Source organism: Stenotrophomonas sp. GL_101 (assembly GCF_057835675.1).
In genome coordinates this window covers 782,986-801,911 of sequence record NZ_CM174432.1, presented here as the reverse complement: position 1 = coordinate 801,911, position 18,926 = coordinate 782,986, and the positions used below count along the sequence as shown (strand labels likewise).

Here is an 18,926-nt window from a genome sequence, read left to right as displayed (position 1 = left end):
ACCGGCCGATGATCCCGCAGCTCGCTCTGGTACCGGGCGAGCCCGCCGGGATCGGCCCGGAACTCTGCGTACGACTGGCACAGCAGCCGCGCACCGATTGCCGGCTGCTTGCTTTTGCCGACCCGCACACCCTGCACGCCGCTGCCGCGGCGCTGTCGCTGCCACTGCAGCTCCTGCCTGAAGACGCCATCGCCCGCCAGCCGGGCGATCTGCCGTTGCGCGCAGTAGGCAATGCCACCCCCTCGCGCTTCGGCCACACCGACCCGGCCAACGCCAGCGCGGTGATCGGCGCCCTGCTGCAGGCCGGCCAGGCCTGCCTGTCCGGCGAGCTGCAGGGGGTGGTGACCGGCCCGGTGCACAAGGCCGTGATCAACCAGGGCGGCATCGCCTACAGCGGCACCACCGAGCTGCTGGCCGACCAGGCCGGCGTGCAGGTGGTGATGATGCTGGCCAACGACATCGTGCGCGTGGCCCTGGCCACCACCCACCTGCCGCTGCGCGCGGTAGCCGACGCGATCACCCGCGACGGCCTGGCCCGCACCCTGCATACCGTGCACGACGCCCTGCGCCGGCAGTTCGGCATCGCCGCCCCGCGCATCGCCGTGCTCGGGCTGAACCCGCATGCCGGCGAAGACGGCCACTTGGGCCGGGAAGAGCTGGACCTGATCATTCCGCTGCTGGCGCGCCTGCGCGCCGAGGGCATGGACCTGATCGGCCCGCTGCCGGCCGACACCGCCTTCCTGCCGGCCAAGCTGGCCGGCTTCGACGCGGTGCTGGCGATGTACCACGACCAGGGCCTGCCGGTCCTCAAATACAGCGGCTTTGAACAGGCCGTCAACATCACCCTGGGCCTGCCCTACCCGCGCGTTGCGGTCGACCACGGCACCGCACTGGACCTGGCCGGCCGTGGCATTGCCGACCCTTCCAGCCTCCTCGCCGCCACTGCGCTGTGTGCCCAGCTGGCGCGGCAACGTACACTGACGCCATGACTTCCTCGTATTCCTCCTCGGCTGGCGGGTTCACCGCGCCGCCCAAAAAGCAGCTCGGCCAGCACTTCCTGGCCGACCGCAGCTATATCGACAAGATCGTGCTGGCGGTCAGCCCGAAAGACGACGACCGCCTGGTCGAGATCGGCCCGGGCCAGGGTGCGATCACCCTGCCGTTGCTGCGCCGCCATCCACGCCTGACCGTGATCGAATTCGATCGCGACCTGATCGCGCCGCTGACTGCCGCGGCCGAACCGCTGGGCGAGCTGACCATCATCCACCGCGACGTGCTGCAGGTGGATTTCACCGCGCTGGCCGCCGGGGGGCAGATCCGCCTGGTCGGCAACCTGCCCTACAACATCTCTTCGCCGATCCTGTTCCATGCCATGGAGCACGCCACGGTGATCCGCGACATGCACTTCATGCTGCAGAAGGAAGTGGTCGACCGCATGGCCGCCGATCCGGGCAGCAAGGTCTATGGCCGCCTGAGCGTGATGCTGCAGGCCTGGTGCAAGGTGACCTCGCTGTTCGTGGTGCCGCCAGGCGCGTTCCGGCCGCCGCCGAAGGTCGACTCGGCCGTCGTGCGGCTGGTTCCGCGTGATCCGGCCACGGTCGGCATCCTGGACCGCAAGCGTTTCGCCGAGGTGGTCCGTGCCGCGTTCGGCCAGCGCCGCAAGACCCTGCGCAACGCACTCAGCAACGTGGTCACGGCCGAGCAGTTCGAGGCGGCCGGGGTACGCAGCGATGCGCGGGCCGAGCAGTTGGAGGTGGCGCAGTTCATTGCCCTGGCCAACGTTCCGCACGCACCCGACACCCTCTAAACTGCCCGCATGAACGACGCTGCAAACTATGCGATCTCGGTCGAGGTCGCCCCGCGTTTCCTCGACGACCAGTCCACGCCGGAGGACGGGCGCTACGCGTTCGCCTACACGATCCGCATCCACAACCGCGGCCGCGTCGCCGCGCGCCTGGTCGCGCGCCACTGGCGCATCACCGATGCCAACGGCCGCACCGAACATGTGGACGGCGACGGGGTGATCGGCGAGCAGCCACGGCTGCGCCCGGGTGAAGACTTCCGTTACACCTCCGGTGTCATGCTGGAAACCGAACACGGCACGATGCAGGGGCACTACGACATGGTGGCCGACGATGGCACCGAGTTCGCCGCGCCGATCGCGCCGTTCGTGTTGACCGTTCCTCGCACACTGCACTGATGGAGGCGCACGCATGAGTGTCTGGGCCATCGGCGACCTGCAGGGCTGCTACGACGTCACCCAGCGGTTGCTGGAAAAAATCCGCTTCGACCCCGCGGCCGATACGCTGTGGTTCTGCGGCGACCTGGTCAACCGCGGCGGGCAGTCGCTGGAGACCCTGCGCCTGGTCCACTCGCTGCGCGAGAGCAGCGTGGTGGTGCTGGGCAACCACGATCTATCGTTGCTGGCCGTGGGTGCACGCACCGAGGAAGAGCAGCGCAAGGTCAACCCGGACCTGCTGCGCATCGTGCAGGCCGAGGACCGCGACGTGCTGCTGGAATGGCTGCGCCTGCAGAAGCTGGTGCATGTGGACCGCGAACTGGGCTGGATGATGGTGCATGCCGGGCTGGCCCCGAAGTGGACGACCCAGCTGGCCGAGAAGCACGCCCGCGAAGTGGAAGTGCAGCTGCACGGCAGCGGCTATCGCAAGCTGTTCCGCAACATGTACGGCGACAAGCCCGTCTGGTCGCCGGGCCTGTCCGGCTACGACCGTTCGCGCGCGATCATCAACCTGTTCACGCGGATGCGTTACTGCACCCCACGCGGCCGGATCGGGATCGAAGACAAGGGGACGCCGGGCACCCAGGAACAGGGCCTGTACCCCTGGTTTGAAGTGCCGGGCCGGGTCGAGCGCGATTTGAAGATCGTGTGCGGCCATTGGTCCGCGCTCGGCCTGACCATCACCCAGGGCGTGCACGCCATCGATACCGGCGCGGTGTGGGGCGGCAAGCTGACCGCGCTGCAGCTGGACACCGAGGAACTGCGCGTGGTGCAGGTACCGGGGCGCGATGTACCGCGTCCGGTGAACCCGCCGCGTGCGCCGGCACGACGCTCGGCCGGCGAAGGCGATCACGCCAACGGCCGTCCGCCGCGCCAACCCCAGCAGGGCCAGCGCCGCGAGCGCGGGCCACGCGGGCAGCCACCGCGGCGTGCCCCGGAACCGGCCGGCGACACCGGCGGCAGCACCCCGACCCCGGCGTGATCCGGGCCCGGCAGTGGCTGCTGGTCGGCCTGCTGGTCGCTTCGGCCACAGCCTGCCAGCGCGTTCCCGCACCGGCGGGCGATGTCGCCGAGGACCGCCCGACTGCATCGGCGCCGGTGACGGCCTCACCACCGCTGGTGGCGGCCGCACGCGCCCAGATCGGGCAGACCGTGCGTTACGACCCGGCCTACACCGTACTGGGCTATCCGGGGGGCGACGTCGCGCTCGACCGTGGCGTGTGCACCGATGTGATCGTGCGTGCGCTGCGCGTGCAGGGCCTGGACCTGCAGCAGCGTATCCATGAAGACATGCGCGGCCATTTCAGCGCCTATCCGGCGCTGTGGGGGCTGTCCCGCCCGGACCGCAACATCGACCATCGCCGCGTGCCCAACCTGATGCGCTGGTTCGAGCGCCACGGCTGGCAGCAGCACGCGTCGGCACGCGCCAGCGACTATGCCGCCGGCGACATCGTGGCCTGGAAGCTCACCGGCAACGGACTGCTGCATGTGGGGATCGTCTCGGACCGGCAGCGCAGCGACGGCACCCCGCTGGTGCTGCACAACATCGCGCGCGGCACGCAGGAAGAAGACCTGTTGTTCGCCCATACCATCATCGGCCATTACCGGCCGCCAGCGTAGCGCCGGGCTCTGCCCGGCTGCCTTTCGATGCGCGCCGGCGTGGGCATGCCGGGCCCACGCCCGGCGTTATCGGCGGCGGGTGTAATCCACGAAGTCGAACGCCGCCGAATGGCGCGCATCGGCCGGGTGGTGTTCGCGCGCCACCTCCACCCACAACGTCGGATCGACCGGCGGGAAATGGGTGTCGGCGGCCACCGTGGTGTCCACCCAGGTCAGGTGCAGGTCGGTGGCCTGGGCCATCGTCAGCCGATAGATCTCGCCGCCGCCGATCACGCACAGTTCGTCGGCGCCGTTGGCAGCAGCGAAGGCCAATGCGTCGTCCACCGACGCCACCGCCTGCATACTCTCGAACGGCACCTGGCCGCTGCGGGTCAGTACCAGGTTGGGCCGGCCAGGCAACGCCCGGCCCAGCGACTGCGCGGTCTTGCGCCCCATCAGGATCGGTTTGCCCAGGGTCAGCGCCTTGAAGCGCTTGAGGTCATCGGGCAACTGCCACGGCAGCTGGTTGTCGTGGCCGATGCCGTGGGTGCGATCCAGCGCTGCGATCAGCGAAAGCTTGATGGCACTCACACCGCCACCGGTGCCTTGATGGCCGGGTGCGGGTCGTAGCCATCGACGCGGATGTCGTCGAACTGGAAGCCGAACAGGTCGGTCACCGCCGGGTTCAACCACAGCGTCGGCAGCGCGCGTGGGCTACGCGACAACTGTTCGCGCGCCTGTTCGTAGTGATTGGAGTACAGGTGCGCGTCGCCCAGGGTATGCACGAAATCACCCACGCCCAGCCCGGTCGCCTGCGCCACCATGTGGGTAAGCAGCGCGTAGCTGGCGATGTTGAACGGCACGCCGAGGAAGATGTCGCCGCTGCGCTGGTACAGCTGGCAGCTGAGCTTGCCGTCCAGCACGTAGAACTGGAACAGGTTGTGGCACGGCATCAACGCCATCTGCGACAGCTCGCCCACGTTCCAGGCACTGACCACCAGCCGACGGGAATCCGGGTTGCGTTTGATCTCTTCCACCAGCCACTGCATCTGGTCGATGCTGCCGCCATCGGCGGTGGCCCAACTGCGCCACTGCTTGCCATACACAGGGCCGAGGTCGCCATTGGCATCGGCCCACTCGTCCCAGATCCGCACCTGGTGGTCCTTCAGATACCCGATGTTGGTATCGCCCTTCAGGAACCACAGCAGCTCGTGGACGATCGACCGCAGGTGCACCTTCTTGGTGGTGACCAGCGGGAACCCATCGGCCAGGTTGAAGCGCATCTGCCAGCCGAACACGCTGCGCGTGCCGGTACCGGTGCGGTCGGACTTTTCCGCGCCGTGTTCCAGCACGTGCTGGAGCAGGTCCAGGTAGGGCTTCATGCCTTGCCCTCTGCGCCAGCTACCGGCAGCACCGGCTGCAGCACCGGGGCGCGGCGCGACATCGCCAGCAGCACCAAGCCGAAGGCGATCAGCGGCACGCACAGGATCTGGCCACGGGTCAGCCAGTCGAAGGCGACGTAAACGCCGTTGTCGGGCATGCGCACGAACTCCACGGCGAAGCGGAACAGGCCATACAGCAGCGCGAACAGGCCCCCGATCACGTAGCGATGGCGCGGCTTGGCCGACACCGCCCACAGCACCACGAACATCACCAGCCCTTCCAGCAGCGCTTCATACAGCTGCGAGGGATGGCGCGCGTACGGGTTGAGCGCACCGGTGGCGAACTCGGCCTTGAGCGTGGCCATGTCCAGCCCGTTCAACGGCGCCGGCAGGCCACTGGGAAACACCACGCCCCAGCTGCCGCCGGTGTATTTGCCCCACAGCTCGGCGCCGATGAAGTTGCCGATGCGGCCGAAGCCCAGCCCCAGCGGTACCAGCGGGGCGACGAAATCGAGGGTATCAAACAGGTGCAGGCGGTGCTTGCGCGACCACCACCACGCCGCGAACAGCACCCCGAGCAGGCCGCCGTGGAAGCTCATGCCGCCATCCCATACCTTGAACAGCAGCAGCGGGTTGTGCAGGAAATCGCCCAGCGCATAGAACAGCATGTAGCCCACGCGCCCGCCGACCACCACGCCGAGCATGGCGTAGAACAGCAGGTCGGAGAACCCGTTGGCATCCACCCCGGGCAGGCGCCCGGCCGCGATCCGCCTGCGCCCCAGCCACCAGGCCGCAGTGAAGCCGAGCAGGTACATGATGCCGTACCAATGCACCTTGATCGGCCCGAGCGAGATGGCGATGGGGTCGATGTCGTGGAAATAGATCATGGGCGATGCCTTGCAGGTAAGCGGCTATTCTCGGGGTACAGCCGCCCCACCTCAACCAAGCAGCTGGGGCGTGTTCGGCAGGCCGTCATCCTTGGACCCGGCGATCGGCGGATAGTGCCCGGCCAGCAGGTCGGAAATCTCCTCGATGGCCAGCAGCACCGCCGCGTGCCGGTCGCCCTGGCGCAGGCGCTGCTGCATGTGCGCGCAGATCTGCTGCCACTGCGCCTCACCGATCCTGCCGCGCAGGCCGCGGTCGGCCACCAGTTCGATGGCGTGGTCGGCCAGCAGCAGGTAGACCAGCACGCCGTTGTTGTGTTCGGTGTCCCAGGTGCGCAGCTGGGCGAAGGCATGTTCGGCACGCTGGCGTGGGCTGACCCGCTGCCACAACGCCCGCAGTGGCAGGTCGGCCTCCACGGCGAACATCACCTGGCCGCCGTGGCGGCGCTCACCGGTGGTGATCGCATCGGTGATCGCCTGCAGGCGCGCCGACGGGAACGCCCGGCGCAGGGAGGGCGCGAACAGGTGCCGCAACCAGCGCATCACCAGCCCCCCGAGGCGCCACCGCCCCCGGAACGTCCACCGCCGCCACCCCAGCCGCCACCGCCGCCGAAGCCACCGCCGCCACCAAAACCGCCTCCCCCGCCCCAGCCGCCACCGCCGCCCCAGCCACCGGTGCGGGCAAAGGCGCCGCTGCGGCCCGAGGACAGCCCGACAAACAGGCCGATCAGGCCGGCCAGGCCGCTGGCCAGCCACAACGAGGTGAACAGGAAGGCGGCCAGCGCCGCGCCGCCACCGCCGAGCAGCGCGCGCACCGGGCGTGGCAACCAGCCCAGGATGGCGCGCAGGAAGCTGCCGACGAAGAAGCCGATCACCAGCGCGAAGGTCCAGCCATCGCCATCGGGATTGCCGGTGGCACGGTGGGTGCTGACCGGTGCCGGCAGGGACTCGCCGTCGATCACCTTGACCAGCGCGCCGGTAGCGTCGGCCAGCCCGCCGGCATAGTCGTTGTCGCGGAAACGCGGGGCCAGGTATTCCTGGATGACGCGGTTGGCGATCGCATCGGGAATGGCCCCCTCCAGCCCGTAACCGGGTTCGATGCGCACGCGGCGGTCGTCCTTGGCCACCACCAGCAGCACGCCGTCATCCACGCCCTTGCGACCGATCTGCCACTGCTCGAACACCCGTTGGGTGTACTGCTCGATCGACTCCGGCGCGGTGCTGGGCACCATCAGGATCTGCAGTTGGCTGCCCTTGCGCTGTTGCAGCGCCAGCGCCTGGGCTTCCAGCGCCTGCTTCTGCGCGGCATCCAGGGTGCCGGTGGTGTCCACCACCGGCGAGTCCATCGGCGGAATCGCTGCGTCGCCCTGCGCCCCGGCCGGCAGGGCCAGGCTCAGGGCCAACAGCAGCAGGCCGCGCAGCAGCAGGCGCATGGTCACCGGCTCAGTGCGCCGGCTGCGGCGCCGGCGGAGTCTGCGCCGCAGGAGCCGGAGCCGGGGCCTGCGCACCGAACTTGACCGCCGGCGGCTGGGAGATCTGCGCTTCGTTGTCCACGCTGAAGTTGGGCTTGACCGCATAGCCGAAGAGCTTGGCGGTGATCAGCTGCGGGAACTGGCGCAGGTAGGTGTTGTAGTCCTGCACCATCTCGATGTAGCGGCCACGCGCCACGGTGATGCGGTTTTCAGTGCCTTCCAGCTGCGCCTGCAGGTCGCGGAAGCCCTGGTCGGATTTCAGGTTCGGGTAGTTTTCGGTGACCACCAGCAACCGCGACAGCGCACCGCTCAGTTCGCCCTGGGCCTGCTGGAACTGTTTGAGCGAGTCGGCATCATCGGCATTCACGTTGACCTGGCCAACCCGGGCACGCGCGTTGGTGACGTCGGTGAGCACCTGGCGTTCCTGGTTGGCATAGCCTTCCACGGTCTGCACCAGGTTGGGGATCAGGTCGGCGCGGCGCTTGTACTGGTTGAGCACTTCGGCCCAACCGGCCTTGACCTGCTCGTCCTTCTGCTGGATGGCGTTGTAGCCACAACCGGACAACAGGGTGGCCAGCACGGCCAGCAGCAACAGGCGGGAGAACGTACGCATGGTCGGCTCCGGGGCGGCGATGGATTCAGCGCCGGAGCATGCCACGTTTGCCGTCAAGCCGATGTAGGTGCGACGGGGGCCCGGGTGGCCTCCGGGGCGTGTCGACCAACGGTCGACACCTACCGGTGTTGTTCGGCATCCCGCGGCCGGCGGCGTGCGGCCCGGTAGGTGCGGACCGTTGGTCCGCATATTCCCGGCGCGCGCGACCCTGTCACCAGTTGCCGGCACCCGGCACGTGGTGGGCCACGGCGCGGCGGCGCATCAGCAGGTTCAGCCATTCCACCAGCACCGAGAAGCCCATCGCGGCGTAGATGTACGGCTTGGGCACGTGCACGCCCAGCCCGTCCAGGATCAGCACTGCGCCGATCAGCAGGATGAAGGCCAGCGCCAGCATCTTCACGGTGGGGTTGGCATCGATGAAGCGACCCAGCGGGTTGGCCGCCAGCAGCATCACCGCGACCGAGAGCAGGATCGCGGCGACCATCACCGGGACGTGGTCGGCGATGCCGACGGCGGTGATCACCGAGTCCAGCGAGAACACGATGTCGATGATGGCGATCTGCAGGATCACCATGCCGAACACCGCCGAGGCCTTGGTGGTGGTGGGGTCTTCGTCTTCGCCGCCGGTGATCAGCTCGCGGATTTCCATGCCGCCCTTGATGATCAGGAACAGGCCGCCGAGGATCAGCACCAGGTCGCGGATGGAGATGCCCACGCCGGCCACGGTGAACAGGTTGGCTTCCATGTGCGCCAGGTAGGCCAGCGACACCAACAGCAGGATGCGGGTGATGCAGGCCACGGCGATACCGAGTTTGCGCGCGAACGGGCGGCGCGCTTCGGGCAGCTTGCTGACGGCGATGGAGATGAACACCAGGTTGTCGATGCCGAGCACGATTTCAAGCGCGCTCAAGGTCAACAAGGTCAGCCAGACGTTGGGGTCGGACAGCAGTTCAAGATACATGCAGGTGGATCCTTACAAAGGGGAATGAGCGGGGGCGCTCAGAAAAAACGCGGCCACAGGATCAGGCCCCAGCACAGCAGGACGTTCATCATCAACACGAACACGGCGGCCGAGCCCATGTCCTTGGCGCGGCCGGCAAGCTCATGGAACTCGGCGCCGTAGCGTTCGATCACCGCTTCGATGGCCGAGTTGGCCAGTTCCATGGCCAGCACCAGCAGCATCGAGCCGATCATCAACGCGCGCTCGACCGGGGTCTGGCCCAGCCACAGCGCGAGCGGGGCCAGCAGCACCAGCAGGTAGACCTCCAGCCGGAACGAGGACTCGTGCAGCCAGGCGGCGCGCAACCCCTGCCAGGACCAGATGGCGGCTTTGAAGATGCGCTTGGGGCCGCGCGGCATATGCCCTATTTGATCAGCCACGTGGGCACGCTCCGGGGTCAAGGGCGGGCCAGGACGGGGGAAACAGCACGCGGCAGGCGGTCATGGGCAGGGCTGAATGGGCAGGCAATCGGTCATTTTGCCACAAGCCTGTCGGACCATCGTCGAAGGCGGCCGCAAGGGCGGTCCGCCCCGGACGGTAAAGCAGCGGCGGGCGGCAGCTTCTATGATGGGATTTCACTGATCTGCCCGCCCGCAGGGCATCGTGCCAAGGAGCCTGAACATGCCGTATCGCCGTCCCCGCCCCCTGCTGCTCGCCCTGGCGCTGTGCGCTGCCCTGCCGGCGCTGGCGCTGTCCCCGGCCAAGCCACCGCAGGTGCCGGCCGAGGTGTCCAACGTGGCCTGGGCACAGGACATGGCCAGCTTCGCCCAGGCCGACGCGGCCCTGCCCCCGCCGCGCGGTGGGATCGAGTTCATCGGCAGCTCGTCGATCCGGATGTGGGACACGCTGGCGAGCGACTTCCCGGGGCAGCCGGTGTTCAACCGTGGCTTCGGCGGGTCCGAAGTGCGCGACAGCACCTGGTATGCCGACCGCATCGTGGTGCCCTACGCACCCTGCAAGGTGTTCTTCTATGCCGGCGACAACGACCTCAACAGCGGCCGCAGCGCGGTGCAGGTCCGCGACGATGTGGTGGCCTTCGTGCAGCGGGTACACCGCGACCTGCCCAGGACCACGGTGGAGGTGATTTCGATCAAGCCCAGCCCGTCGCGCGCGCAACTGCTGCCGGCGGTGATGGAGGCCAACGGCCTGATCAAGCAGGCACTGGCCACGCTGCCGAACACCGGCTTCACCGACATCTACACGCCGATGCTGGGCGCGGACGGGCAGCCACGTGCGGCGTTGTTCCGCGAGGACATGCTGCATATGACGCCGGAGGGGTATGCGATCTGGCGGAAGGCGTTGGTGCCGAAGGTGCATTGCGATTGATTTTTTGAAGCAACTGCAACGGCAGACTACTGTTCTATCGAGCTGGGCTGGCGGCGGCGGGTTGGTGGGACACGCTGCAAGTACATCCATGTAAGCTCCGCCACCGCATCCATGCGGTGGAGGGTCCCACCAACCCACCGCCACCAGCCCCCGACAGTTGGCTGGTGGGTGGAGGAGAAAGGCGTGCCGACCAACGGTCGGCACCTACCAGAGCGGGCATGCATCGGTAGCACCCCGGCGGTAGAGCCGGCTCTGCCCGGCTGCTCTTGCCCTCCCCCGACGCGCCGACCCACTGTCATGGGTCGGGGTGGGTGGGTTGGCGGGACCGTTGGGCCGCATGGATGCGGCCCACGAGCCCCCAAGGATGGGTTTACGGCGTGTCCCGCCAACCCACCCACCCCGACCCGAACTCTGGCGCCATGAACGCATGCGGTTGTGGTTGTGGTTGTGGTTGTGGTTGTGGTTGCCGTTTGCCGCAACTACCGAAACGCAACCGACGCCTGCGTCCCCTTCCCCGGCTCGCTGCTCAACGTAACTTTCCAGCCGAACCGGTCGCACAACCGCCGCACGATCGACAGCCCCAACCCCGTGCCCTGCGGGCGCGTCGGCTCGGCCCGGTAGAACGGCTCGAACGCGCGTCCCAATGCCTCGGCCGACATCCCGATGCCGGTGTCGCGCACCACCACCCGATCGTCCAGCACATCCACATCGATGCGCCCCTCATCGGTATAGCTGCATGCATTGCGCAGCAGATTGCTCACCACCACCTGCAGCACCCGTGGCGGCGCATGCAACTGCACCGCGCCGGCACTGTGCAGGAAAATCTGCACCGGCCGCCCCGCCAGCAGCTCGCGTGCATTGTCCACCTCGTACCGCACGATGTCGTTGACATCGAACAACTCCACCTGCGGCTCCACATCCGCCTCGCGCGCCAGGATCAGGAAGGCATCGATCACCGCCTCCATGTCGCGACCCGCCCGCTGGATCCGGTTGAGGCTGCGGCTCAAGCGCGGCGACAGCTCCGGATCGGCCAATGCCATGTCGCTGGCAACCCGGATCACCGTCAACGGCGTGCGCAGCTCATGGCTAGCATCGCGGGTGAAGTTGCGCTCGCGCGCCACGTGCGCGGTCACCCGGGTGGCCAACGAATGCAACGCCGCCGCCAACTGCCGCGTCTCGCCCTGCATGTCCGCCGGCAGCTTCTCCGGTGCCAGGTCCACCGCCTCCGGGTGGCCCGGATTCCAGCGCGAGACCCGCCGCGCCAGCCAGTTCACCGGCGATACCAGCCGCTTGGAGGCCCGGTAGGTGATCCACGAGGCGCCGTACACCGCCAGCAACGTCAGCAGCACCGGCACGATCCCGAACCAGAACGCCAGCATCTCCGCCCGCGAGCGCAGGAACACCAGGTACAACCGCCCCTCCGGCCGCGCATCCACCAGCACCAGCTGGTCGTCGGCCTTGAGTTCATGGAATCCGGGGGGCAGCGTGCGCAGGTTGGCCGGCAGCGCCAACGGCGACTGCCCGGTCTCCAACAGGTAGCCGCGGATGTTCTGCGTGTTCGGTGGCGGCTGCATCGCCGAGGCGTCGTGCAGCTGCCAGTAATACGCCGCCTCCTCCTTCAGCGCGCTGCTGACCAGGCTGTGCTTGATCACCAACGACACCAGCCAGGCACCCAGCAGGATGCCAAGGCTGGCCAGCACGGCTTGGAGGATGAAGACGATGCGTATCTTGCGCGGCAGACCGTGCGGCATTACGGGGTCCAGGGCGGTTCGCCGCGATTATAGGAAACCGCGCCGTGATTCCATCGTGCAAGAAACGACAACGACCCGGCAAAGGCCGGGTCGTCGCCTCGATCAGGGCCCTGCGGGGCCCGTCTGGTCACTGCCCTGCCACCTCGCGTGGCATCAGCTCATCGGCTGGGCGATGTCGGCAATGCGGTAGCCGGCGCTCTGCACGGTATGCAGCAGCGGGCGGTCGAAGGGCTTGTCGATGATCTTGCGCAGGTTGTACAGATGGCTGCGCAGGGTGTCCGAATCGGGCAGCCCGTTGCCCCAGATCTCGCGCTCGATCTCCTGGCGGGTCACCACGCGGGGCGATTCGCGCATCAGGATGGTCAGCAGGCGCAGCCCGATCGGCGACAGCTGCAGCTCGGTGCCGGCGCGGGTAGCGCGCATGCTCACCGGGTCCAGCACCAGGTCGGCGACCTTGAGCACTTCCGACCCCACCTGGCGACGCTCACGGCGGATCAGCGCACGCAGGCGCGCTTCCAGCTCCTGGATGGCGAACGGCTTGGTCAGGTAATCGTCGGCACCGAAGCCCAGCCCGGTCAACTTGTCGTCCAGCGTGTCGCGCGCGGTCAGCATCAGCACCGGGGTCGACTTGCGGGCGTCGTTGCGCAGGCGCCGGCAGACCTCGATACCGTCCAGACGCGGCAGCATCAGGTCCAGCACCACCACGTCATAGCTGTTCTCGGCCGCCAGGCGGTAGCCGTCCAGCCCGTCCTGGGCATAGTCGACCTCGAACCCGCGACCTTCCAGGTATTCGCCGATCATCTCGGAAATATTGCGGTTGTCCTCGACCACCAGCACCAGGCCGGAGGTTTCCTTTGTCTGACGCATGGGATTCCCTTTTTCTTCAGCTTTGTGAAACATGCCGCATCGGCAGTGGACGCGGTGTGAATTCGCTCACATCCGAAGCAAAGCGGCCGTCATAGCAACGGTTGCAGGTGCGGCCACACGTTTTCCAGCACCCGTGGCTGGCCGGCGGCGGTCGGATGCAGGCCATCGGACTGCATCAGGCCCGGCTGCAGGGCGACCCCCTCCAGCAGGAACGGCAGCAGGGCCAGCTTGTACTGGCTGGCCAGCCCCGCGTACACGTCCTTGAGCCGCTGGCGGTAGGCCGGGCCATAGTTGGGGGGCACGTCGATGCCCAGCAGCAGCACCCGGGCCCCGGCCTTCTGGCTGGCGAGGATCATCTTTTCCAGATTGCCGCGCAGCTGCGCCGGGCTGAGCCCGCGCAGGGCATCGTTGCCGCCCAGCTCGATCACCACCACCGACGGCCGGTGCTTGTCCAGCAGCCCGGGCAGACGGGTCAGTGCCCCTGCCGTGGTTTCGCCGCTGATGCTGGCATTGATGATCGCCGGGCTTGGCTTGACCCGTTGCTTAACCCGCTGCTGAAGCAGGTTTACCCAGCCCGATTCGACCGGGATATTGTGGGCGGCACTGAGGCTGTCGCCGACCACCAGCACCGCGTTGCGGGTGTCTGCACCTTTGGCACAGGCGAGCAACGGCGCCAGCATCAATCCTGCCAGCAGCCAGACCATCAGGGCCGCACGGCCCGTCCACATTGCTCGATACATTGGAGAATCCTCATCGACAGCCTGTCCCCCCGCAGCGCGCCCGTCGCCATCGCCGCCCTTGATGTAGGCAAATCCGCGCGTGGCCCGGAGGGTGAAGTCCACATACTGGACAACATTGGCATGACCGTCCATGAAGGCGAGAGCATCGCCATCGTCGGTGCTTCAGGTTCGGGCAAGACCACCCTGCTCGGCCTGCTGGCCGGGTTGGACCTGCCCACCCGGGGCCAGATCCGCCTGGCCGGTGCAGACCTCAACACGCTCGATGAAGAAGCCCGCGCGCAGCTGCGCGCACGCGAGGTGGGCTTTGTGTTCCAGAGCTTCCACCTGCTGCCGGCACTGACCGCCGAGGAAAACATCGCGCTGCCGCTGGAACTGGCCGGGCGCGAAGATCCCGCGCGCGTGCGCGAGGTGCTGCAACAGGTCGGGCTCACCCATCGTGCCCGCCACTACCCGCGCCAGCTGTCCGGCGGCGAGCAGCAACGCGTGGCACTGGCACGCGCGTTCGTGGCCAAGCCGCGCATCCTGTTCGCCGACGAACCCACCGGCAGCCTGGACCAGGCCACCGGCCAGCAGATCAGCGACCTGCTGTTCGCCCTCAACGCCACCAGCGACACCACCCTGGTACTGGTCACCCACGACCTGCGCCTGGCGCAGCGCTGCGAGCGCGTGTACCGGCTGGATGGCGGGCGCCTGGTGGACAGCACCACCGGCGTGCCCGCATGAATGTCGTCAAGCATGCCGCGCGCGCACTGCGCCGTGAGTTCCTGGCCGGCGACCTGCTGACCGTGTTCGCGGCGCTGGTGCTGGGCGTTGCGGTGATGACCGCAGTGGGCACGCTGGTCAACCGGGTCACGCTGGCCTTGACCGGCAGCGCCGCGGAGATGCTCGGCGGCGACCTGGGCCTGAGTGGGCGCGAGGACATTCCCACGCGCTTCGCCGATGCCGCGCAGGCGCGCGGCCTGGCCAACACACGCTTGGTCAGCTTCCCCAGCGTGTTGTTCCATGGCGAGGCCAGCCAGATGGCCAACATCAAGGCCGTCAGCGATGGCTACCCGCTGCGCGGGCAACTGCAGGTCAGCCGGGCGCTGCATGACAGCGCCACCGAGACTGCCGGCACCCCGCCACCGGGCCAAGCCTACGCCGATCCACGGCTGATGCAGGCGCTGGGGCTGGCGGTAGGCGATGCGCTGGAGTTCGGCGCCGGCAGCCTCACCGTCACCCGGGTGCTGCAGGCCGAGCCGGACACCTCCGGCGAACTGATGCAGCTGTCGCCGCCGCTGCTGGTCAACCGGGCCGACGTGGAGGCCGCCGGCCTGCTCGGACCAGGCAGCCGCGCGTCCTACCGCATGATGTTCGCCGGCGATGCGCAGGCGATCGCCGATTTCCGCCAATGGCTGGCACCGCAGGCCACCGGCTACCGCATCGTCGGCATCGCCGATGCGCAGCGCGGGGTCCGCGGGGCGTTCGACCTGGCCGGTCGCTTCCTCTCGCTGGCCGCGCTGCTGGCCGTGCTGCTGGCCGGCGTGGCTACCGCGCTGGCCGCCAACCGCTTCGCACTGCGCCGGATCGACCAGGTGGCCGTGCTGCGCTGCCTGGGCGCGCGCCAGCGCGACATCCTGACGGCGATGGCGCTGCAGCTGGTGATGCTGGCGGTACCGGCCTGCCTGGTCGGTATCGGGCTGGGCATGGCCGCGCAGGCCGGACTGGTGCAGGCGCTGGGCGGGTTGATCCCCAACCGGCTGCCGTTGCCGCAGGCCACCCCGGCGCTGAGCGGGGCCGGGATCGGGCTGGCGCTGCTGCTTGGCTTCGGCCTGCCGCCGCTGCTGCGGCTGCGCAGCGTGCCGCCGATGCGCGTGCTCAACCGCAGTTTCGCCGCGCTGCCGCCCAGTTCGGTACTGGTGTATGCGGCTGCGCTGGCGGCCACGGTGGCACTGACCGTGCAGGCCACCGGCGATGTGAAGCTCGCCGCCTGGGTGCTCGGTGGGCTGGCGGCGCTGGCGGCGCTGGCCGGCGGCCTGGGCGCCCTGTTGCTGTGGCTGCTGCGCGGGCTGCAACCGCGCCTGCGTGGGCGCTGGAAGCTGGGCTTGGCGGCACTGACCCGGCGCCGTGGCCTGGCGGTGATGCAGCTGGTGGGGTTGTCGCTGTCGCTGTGCGCGCTGTTGTTGCTGGCGGTGATCGGGCCGGGGCTGCTGGCGCAATGGCGCGACCGCCTGCCGGTGGATACGCCCAACTACTTCCTGATGAACATCCAGCCCGAACAGCGCGATGCGGTGATAACCACCCTGCAGGGCCTGGGCGTGGCCGCGCCGGGGATCGAGCCGTTCAGTACCGGGCGCCTGCTGTCGGTCAACGATCGCCCGCCCCAGCGGCAGCAGCGCGAAGACAACAGCAACGACGACGACGACGCCAACCGCCCGGTCAACTTCTCCTGGCGGCATGACTTCCCCGCGGCCAACACGCTGTTGAGCGGGCGCTACTGGGCGCCGGGCAGTACCGCGGCCGAGGCGTCGATCGAGCAGGGCTGGGCCGAACGCTACGGGATGAAACTGGGCGACAAGGTCACCCTGCAGATGGGCGAGCAGCAACGCCATTTCACCGTGACCAGCATCCGCAAGGCCGACTGGGATTCGTTCCGGGTCAATTTCTTCCTGCTGCTCAACGAAGGTGCGGTCGGCGATGCGCCGTACAACCTGATCACCGCCTTCCACCTGCCCAAGGCGCAGGCACCGCAGCTGGCGGCGCTGACCCGCGAGTACCCCAACATTTCGCTGCTGGACATCGACAGCATCCTGCAGCGGGTGCGCGAGGTGGTGGACCGGGTCAGCCAGGCGGTGCAGCTGGTGATGGGCTTCAGCCTGCTGGCCGGGTTGCTGGTGCTGCTGGCGGCACTGCAGGCCACTGCGGGCGAGCGCCGTTACGACAGCGCGGTACTGCGCACGCTGGGGGCCACGCGCACCCAGCTGCGCGGCGCGGTGCTGGTGGAGTTCGGTGCGCTGGGGCTGTTGTCGGCACTGCTGGCGGTGGGCACCGCGGCGCTGCTGGGCAGCGTGGTGGCCCGGCAGGTGTTCGAGCTGACCCTGAGCCCGCCGTGGCTGGCGCTGCTGGCCGGCGGTGCGCTGGGCATGGCGTTGAGCATGCTGGCCGGCTGGTGGGGCACGCGGCGGATCCTGCATACGCCGCCGGCGCTGGCGCTGCGCGAGGTGTGAGCGGCGCCGGGGGCGTTCAGCCGGCGCTGACACGCGGCCGGGGTGCGTGGCGCTATGCTGCGCGCCCCTATCCCATCGAGACCGCCCGGATGCCCGGCACGCCGCTCAGCGCTTACCTGTACCCCGTGTTGCTGCTGCTCGGCAGCAACATCTTCATGACCTTCGCCTGGTACGGGCACCTCAAGTACAAGAGCGCGCCGTTGATGACGGTGATCCTGGTGAGCTGGGGCATCGCCTTCTTCGAGTACTGCCTGCAGGTGCCGGGCAACCGCCTGGGCAGCGCGGTGTACTCGGCCCCGCAGCTGAAGGGCATGCAGGAGGTGATCACGCTGGTGGTGTTCGCGGTGTTCTCCTCGGTGTACCTGGACCAGCCGATGAAGTGGAACCACTACGCGGCATTCGGGTTGATCCTGGTGGCGGCGTTTTTGATGTTCAAGGAGTGATGGGCGAGGCCATCGCTCCGGGGCCAACTGAGCGTTGGTCGGTTGCGCTCATGGCGTCTTGATTTCACTGCGTGAAGGGCAGCGGATAGCCGCGCCCAGGACACGCCGTGAACCCATCCATGGGGGCTCGTGAGCGCCATCCATGGCGCCCAACGGTCCTGGGCGCGGCTATCCGCTGCCCTTCTTCGAGATGGCCTTGGGCGGCTGGGAGCGCAGCCGCGCATGACATTGCATTGCCAACGTGCAGCCGCACTTGATCTTCTTGCCGCACAGGCGATCTGAGCAGAGGGTGCCGGGTAGCCCCGGCCGGGACCGTGTACAACATGGATGTTGTACACGAGCCCCCATGGATGGGTTCACGGCGTGTCCCGGCCGGGGCTACCCGGTACCCTCCTGCGCCAGCAGCCAAGACGCCAGAGCTTTGGCTTTGGCTTTGGCTTTGGAAAAAGAATCAGCGCGCAGCCTCAGCCGGCGCTTTTTCCACCCACTGCTTGAACACCTTGTCGATGTCGGCGTCCTTGACCGGCTTGCCGTCCTGGATGTCCTGGGCCTGGGTAAACAGCGGAATGATCATCGCCATCCCGTCCAGCTTCGTCTTCAGGTGTACGCCCGGGGCCTGCCCCAGGAACCCGTCCCAACGCTGCCGCACCTTGGCCCAGAAGCTGGCGGTGGCGGTCCAGTAGTCATAGGCGGGTTTGAAGTCGACCTCGGTGGTCTTGTTGTAATCGTTGAAGCCGAACTCGCGGGCGATCTCCTGCTGGCTGCCGTCGGCATTGCGCAGGATCTTCGTGTTGAACTGCTCGTGCGTCCACCCGTTCGGCGTCAGCGTGTGCCGGTTGACCACCGACAGCGCGTTGTAGTCGCTGCGCCGGGTGTACTCACGGCGCGGCAGCGGGCGCCAGCTCAGATCGCTGGTCCACGTCGCCACCCCGTTGTCGTAGGCCCATTTGCCCGTGCCGCAGTAGCGCGGCGCATCGCTCACCTCGTACACGCACTGGGTCCACGCACCGGCATTGACCGCTGCCGCAATCGTCCGCACCTGCCAGGTCTGGTCAGCGCTGAACTCGAACCGGCCCGGTGCCTCGTATACCCAATCCTGCCGCCAGTGCTTGGTTACATGCCCGCTCCTGGGATCCACCAGCAGGTGCTGCAGCACCACCCGCTTCGGGCTGTCCTCCACCACGATCACCACCTCATTGCCCCCGCTGCGCACGGCCGGCGCGCGCTCGTAACCCGGCTTCAACAACACCGTCTCGTCGAAGGCGAAGTCCACTACGTACTCGCCCTTCATCGCCACGATGCTGTCGTGGTCGCGCTGCAGGTTCGAGGGCTGGGCGTAGACCACACCGCTGCTGGCAAGCAGCAGCCACGCACTGGCTATCTGGCGTTTCATCCAAGGAGTTC

21 protein-coding genes are annotated in these 18,926 nt (G+C 68.1%); 9 read left to right on the top strand and 12 right to left on the bottom strand.

The features are described 5' to 3' along the window. The first annotated feature begins 8 nt into the window (after positions 1 to 8). Genes pdxA through AC3IR9_RS03550 form a run of 5 tightly spaced genes read left to right on the top strand, consistent with a single transcriptional unit; the run spans position 9 to position 3,859 of the window. Complete coding sequence (pdxA, locus tag AC3IR9_RS03570; protein WP_489294098.1) at positions 9 to 989, top strand: 4-hydroxythreonine-4-phosphate dehydrogenase PdxA; 981 nt, start codon at positions 9 to 11, stop codon at positions 987 to 989. Next, the gene (gene rsmA / locus AC3IR9_RS03565) at positions 986 to 1,807 is read left to right on the top strand and encodes a 16S rRNA (adenine(1518)-N(6)/adenine(1519)-N(6))-dimethyltransferase RsmA (protein WP_489294097.1); all 822 of its coding nucleotides are present in this window, start codon (positions 986 to 988) and stop codon (positions 1,805 to 1,807) included. Before pdxA ends, rsmA begins: the two co-directional genes overlap by 4 nt. Before the next feature lie 9 nt (positions 1,808 to 1,816). Further along, positions 1,817 to 2,200: a Co2+/Mg2+ efflux protein ApaG gene (apaG, locus tag AC3IR9_RS03560; RefSeq protein WP_489294096.1), complete on the top strand. Its 384-nt coding sequence runs from the start codon at positions 1,817 to 1,819 to the stop codon at positions 2,198 to 2,200. A gap of 13 nt (positions 2,201 to 2,213) precedes the next feature. Continuing rightward, positions 2,214 to 3,221: a symmetrical bis(5'-nucleosyl)-tetraphosphatase gene (locus AC3IR9_RS03555; RefSeq protein WP_489294095.1), complete on the top strand. Its 1,008-nt coding sequence runs from the start codon at positions 2,214 to 2,216 to the stop codon at positions 3,219 to 3,221. Continuing rightward, a complete protein-coding gene (locus AC3IR9_RS03550) occupies positions 3,221 to 3,859 on the top strand; it encodes a DUF1287 domain-containing protein (RefSeq protein ID WP_489295687.1) in 639 nt (212 codons plus the stop codon). Before AC3IR9_RS03555 ends, AC3IR9_RS03550 begins: the two co-directional genes overlap by 1 nt. Positions 3,860 to 3,925: 66 nt before the next feature. Here the strand turns inward: AC3IR9_RS03550 and AC3IR9_RS03545 are convergent, their stop codons facing one another. The 8 genes from AC3IR9_RS03545 to AC3IR9_RS03510 form a co-directional block, all read right to left on the bottom strand. Then, positions 3,926 to 4,420, bottom strand: a complete 495-nt coding sequence (locus tag AC3IR9_RS03545) for a dihydrofolate reductase (RefSeq protein WP_489295685.1) — start codon at positions 4,418 to 4,420, stop codon at positions 3,926 to 3,928. Between the two features lie 5 nt (positions 4,421 to 4,425). After that, entirely contained in the window at positions 4,426 to 5,220 is a 795-nt protein-coding gene (locus AC3IR9_RS03540; protein WP_489294093.1) for a thymidylate synthase, read from the bottom strand. Next, on the bottom strand, positions 5,217 to 6,107 hold the full coding sequence (lgt, locus tag AC3IR9_RS03535) for a prolipoprotein diacylglyceryl transferase (protein WP_489294091.1): 891 nt from the start codon (positions 6,105 to 6,107) through the stop codon (positions 5,217 to 5,219). The genes AC3IR9_RS03540 and lgt overlap by 4 nt, the downstream gene beginning before the upstream one ends. Positions 6,108 to 6,158: 51 nt before the next feature. Beyond that, positions 6,159 to 6,647, bottom strand: coding sequence for a TPM domain-containing protein (locus tag AC3IR9_RS03530; protein ID WP_489294089.1), 489 nt, complete (start codon positions 6,645 to 6,647; stop codon positions 6,159 to 6,161). Then, positions 6,647 to 7,537, bottom strand: coding sequence for a TPM domain-containing protein (locus AC3IR9_RS03525; RefSeq protein ID WP_489294087.1), 891 nt, complete (start codon positions 7,535 to 7,537; stop codon positions 6,647 to 6,649). Before AC3IR9_RS03525 ends, AC3IR9_RS03530 begins: the two co-directional genes overlap by 1 nt. Before the next feature lie 10 nt (positions 7,538 to 7,547). Further along, entirely contained in the window at positions 7,548 to 8,189 is a 642-nt protein-coding gene (locus AC3IR9_RS03520) for a LemA family protein (RefSeq protein ID WP_489294086.1), read from the bottom strand. Between the two features lie 211 nt (positions 8,190 to 8,400). Next, on the bottom strand, positions 8,401 to 9,150 hold the full coding sequence (locus AC3IR9_RS03515; protein ID WP_489294084.1) for a TerC family protein: 750 nt from the start codon (positions 9,148 to 9,150) through the stop codon (positions 8,401 to 8,403). A gap of 38 nt (positions 9,151 to 9,188) precedes the next feature. Then, positions 9,189 to 9,569 carry a diacylglycerol kinase gene (locus AC3IR9_RS03510; RefSeq protein ID WP_489294082.1) on the bottom strand — a complete coding sequence of 127 codons (381 nt, stop codon included), beginning with the start codon at positions 9,567 to 9,569 and terminating at the stop codon, positions 9,189 to 9,191. 241 nt (positions 9,570 to 9,810) lie between these two features. Here AC3IR9_RS03510 and AC3IR9_RS03505 point away from each other — a divergent pair, with 241 nt between their 5' ends. After that, the gene (locus tag AC3IR9_RS03505; RefSeq protein ID WP_489294081.1) at positions 9,811 to 10,515 is read left to right on the top strand and encodes an SGNH/GDSL hydrolase family protein; all 705 of its coding nucleotides are present in this window, start codon (positions 9,811 to 9,813) and stop codon (positions 10,513 to 10,515) included. Positions 10,516 to 10,994: 479 nt separating this feature from the next. On the opposite strand, the gene AC3IR9_RS03500 is transcribed toward AC3IR9_RS03505, so the two are convergent. The 3 genes from AC3IR9_RS03500 to AC3IR9_RS03490 all read right to left on the bottom strand — a co-directional run bounded on the left by AC3IR9_RS03500 (position 10,995) and on the right by AC3IR9_RS03490 (position 13,873). Beyond that, on the bottom strand, positions 10,995 to 12,266 hold the full coding sequence (locus AC3IR9_RS03500; RefSeq protein WP_489294080.1) for a sensor histidine kinase: 1,272 nt from the start codon (positions 12,264 to 12,266) through the stop codon (positions 10,995 to 10,997). A gap of 153 nt (positions 12,267 to 12,419) precedes the next feature. Continuing rightward, positions 12,420 to 13,133, bottom strand: coding sequence for a response regulator transcription factor (locus AC3IR9_RS03495; RefSeq protein WP_019182442.1), 714 nt, complete (start codon positions 13,131 to 13,133; stop codon positions 12,420 to 12,422). An 89-nt stretch (positions 13,134 to 13,222) separates the two neighbouring features. Next, a complete protein-coding gene (locus AC3IR9_RS03490; RefSeq protein ID WP_489294078.1) occupies positions 13,223 to 13,873 on the bottom strand; it encodes an arylesterase in 651 nt (216 codons plus the stop codon). 120 nt (positions 13,874 to 13,993) lie between these two features. On the opposite strand from AC3IR9_RS03490, the gene AC3IR9_RS03485 reads away from it, so the two are divergent. The 3 genes from AC3IR9_RS03485 (at position 13,994) to AC3IR9_RS03475 (ending at position 17,522) form a co-directional block, all read left to right on the top strand. Next, positions 13,994 to 14,596 (top strand): ABC transporter ATP-binding protein, encoded by a 603-nt coding sequence (locus AC3IR9_RS03485; RefSeq protein ID WP_489294077.1) that lies wholly within the window; start codon positions 13,994 to 13,996, stop codon positions 14,594 to 14,596. Next, positions 14,593 to 17,079 (top strand): ABC transporter permease, encoded by a 2,487-nt coding sequence (locus tag AC3IR9_RS03480; protein ID WP_489294076.1) that lies wholly within the window; start codon positions 14,593 to 14,595, stop codon positions 17,077 to 17,079. Before AC3IR9_RS03485 ends, AC3IR9_RS03480 begins: the two co-directional genes overlap by 4 nt. 89 nt (positions 17,080 to 17,168) lie before the next feature. Beyond that, positions 17,169 to 17,522 carry a DMT family protein gene (locus tag AC3IR9_RS03475; protein ID WP_489294075.1) on the top strand — a complete coding sequence of 118 codons (354 nt, stop codon included), beginning with the start codon at positions 17,169 to 17,171 and terminating at the stop codon, positions 17,520 to 17,522. Between the two features lie 451 nt (positions 17,523 to 17,973). Here the strand turns inward: AC3IR9_RS03475 and AC3IR9_RS03470 are convergent, their stop codons facing one another. Beyond that, positions 17,974 to 18,915 carry a DUF6607 family protein gene (locus tag AC3IR9_RS03470; protein ID WP_489294074.1) on the bottom strand — a complete coding sequence of 314 codons (942 nt, stop codon included), beginning with the start codon at positions 18,913 to 18,915 and terminating at the stop codon, positions 17,974 to 17,976. Positions 18,916 to 18,926: the final 11 nt, after the last annotated feature.